Annotated in this window: 2 protein-coding genes; both read right to left on the reverse strand. The window is 74.1% G+C overall.

All coding sequences use genetic code 11. From position 1 onward, the window contains the following. Positions 1-102: 102 nt before the first annotated feature. Positions 103-1,371, reverse strand: a complete 1,269-nt coding sequence (locus tag DQW06_RS24865) for a hypothetical protein (RefSeq protein WP_117199418.1) — start codon at positions 1,369-1,371, stop codon at positions 103-105. A 251-nt stretch (positions 1,372-1,622) separates the two neighbouring features. Further along, the gene (locus DQW06_RS24870; protein WP_117199419.1) at positions 1,623-2,177 is read right to left on the reverse strand and encodes an AAA family ATPase; all 555 of its coding nucleotides are present in this window, start codon (positions 2,175-2,177) and stop codon (positions 1,623-1,625) included. Positions 2,178-2,317 lie beyond the last annotated feature (140 nt).

The raw sequence follows: 2,317 nt of genomic DNA on the forward strand, positions 1-2,317 counted from the left end.
GGGCGGGGCCGTCCGGAGGCCGTACGTCCGCGGGGGCCATGCCGCACACGCCGCAGAAACCGTCCTCGACCCGGCCGGGGCAGCCGGGGACCGTGCACTTCGTCATCTGTTCACACCACCATCGCTCTCGCCCTCTGACGCGTCCGGGCCCGGTGTGGTTCTGTTCACAGCGGAATCGGTTCCGCCGAGTTCCTGGAGCGCGCGCTGGTACGCGGAGAGGGCGACCGTGGCCGCGCGCAGGTCGCAGGGCGCGGTCCACAGCTCCCAGTGCACCGTGCTGTGGAGACGGGTCAGCCGCGGGTCCTCGGCGACGCCGATCCGGACCGAGCGGGAGCGGTAGGCGTCCAGGCGTCCGCGCAGTTCGGCTCGGCGCTCCAGGAGGCCGGTGAGGTTGGCCTCGCGTTCCCGGGCGTCGTCGGCCGCCTCGCGGACGGCGCGCTGGACCTCGCCCAGGCGGGCGCCGAGTTCGCGCCACCGGCCCCGGCCGCGCAGGTCGTCCATGGCGTCGATGTGCGCCCGCAGCGCGGGGACGGGGTCGGGCACGTCGACCGCGGCGGGCGAGGAGACCTTGGCGACCACCTGTTCGCGCAGCGCGCGGGCGCGCTCCACGGCCTTGCCGACGTCGTCGATGGCGAAGCCGAGCCGCTCGACGCTCTCGCCGTAGGAGTCGCGCATGCGCAGGGCGTCGCGGAGCTCGCCGCGCACGCGTTCCAGCCGCAGGCGCAGCCGTTCGAGGGAGGACGTGTCCACACGGCCGTCCTCGACGAGCGCGAGGGGGTCGCGGCGGACGGTGGCGCCGACCGCGGCCAGGTCCACGCGCAGTGACTCGTACTCGTCCTCGGCGAGCTCCACCATGTCGGAGAGGGTGCCGATCTCGTGCCACATGGCGTCGAGTTCGCCCAGGCGCGGGTGGAGGGCGTCCCAGGCCGTCTCGGCGGCCGAGATGACCTCGGTGGCCTCCTCGTAGTCGGCGGACATGCGGGCGACGGCGGCGGCGAGGGTGACCGACTCCCGTCCGGTGTGGAGCAGCCCGCGCTCGTGCAGCGGGACCTCGCCGGCGGGCAGGGGTACGGAGTCGCCGTTGAGCAGGGAGGTCAGGGCGGCCTGGTCCTCGGGGCCCTCCGCGCGGTCCCGGATCCGACCCGCCCTGTCGACGACGCGGCGGAAGGCATCGTAGACCGTCCACAGGCTGCGGATGCGCCCGCTGGCGTGCTCCCAGCGCCGCCGGGTGCGCCCGACGAGGTCGGCCCCCTGGAGCATGCGGTGGCTGACGTGGCCGTCCAGGTCAGCGAGGTTGAGGGAGATCCTGTCGGCCTCACCGCGCACACGGTTGAGCGCGTGGTCGATGCCCTCCCAGCTCATGGGCGGCATGCTCGCCCCGGACGCCCTGGCCACCTGCCGCCTTCCTCCCCGGCGTCCACGCACGCTCCCCGCAGCCGTCTGGGGCGTGGACGGTCAATGGTCCTTTACCTAGACAAGAGTCTGGCCCCCGCTTTCGCGAACTACAAGAGAAAGCCCGGTTTACGGCCATGAACGGCCACTGGCGCCCCGTTTGCGGTCCACAGGGCGCATCACATGACAGAAGCTTCCTTCCGTCACACCCGTCGCTCCGTGCGCTCCCGTCACGGTTTCGGATGCCCGTGCCCGCCCAGGACCTCCAGGACGAAGCGGGCCCGCTCGGCGACCGGCACGCGCGGCAGCTCCACCAGTTCGTAGCCGCACGCCGGGTAGGCCTCGGTCATCGCCCGGTGGGTGCGCTCGGCCTCCTCCGGGGACTGGTGGCGCTCGGCGTCTCCGGTGAAGATCTCCGGCCAGGGCGGGGCCACGAAGACCCGGCGGTGGTAGCGGAACCGGCGGACCGCCTCGGTGACGTGTCCGGGGACCGGCAGGCCGCGCAGGCGGAGGTAGCCCACCAGGTCGGGGACGCCGCGGTCGCAGAAGACGGGGCCGGGCAGGGACGAGGCCTCGCGGTGCGAGCGCATCTCCCACGAGAGCATGAGTTCGGCGAACAGGGCGTCGTCGCGCCAGGCCAGGCCCCGGCCGCCTATCTCGCGCTGGTCGCGGATGACGGCGCGCCCCGCCTCCGGGGTGCGCGCGTACCCGAGCGAGGCCAGGTGGTCGATCAGGGTGGTCTTGCCCGATCCCGGGCCTCCGGTGACGACGACGAGGTGGTCCATGGTGCTCCGTTCGGGGACGGGGCCGGACGGGGCCTGCCGTGTCGGCCCCGCCCGGGCCGGTGGTCGCGACGCGTCGCCGCGGTACGGGGGTGCCGGTCCCCGGGAAGGGGACCGGCCACGGCCTCGGCGTCCGCGCCTCC

It is taken from the genome of Nocardiopsis sp. TNDT3, assembly GCF_003427465.1.
Taxonomy (GTDB): domain Bacteria; phylum Actinomycetota; class Actinomycetes; order Streptosporangiales; family Streptosporangiaceae; genus Nocardiopsis; species Nocardiopsis dassonvillei.

Excerpts from the sequence above, each read along its gene's own strand:
- DQW06_RS24865 (WP_117199418.1), bottom strand. The coding sequence starts at position 1,371 with ATGCCGCCCATGAGCTGGGAGGGCATCGACCACGCGCTCAACCGTGTG.
- DQW06_RS24870 (WP_117199419.1), bottom strand. The coding sequence starts at position 2,177 with ATGGACCACCTCGTCGTCGTCACCGGAGGCCCGGGATCGGGCAAGACC.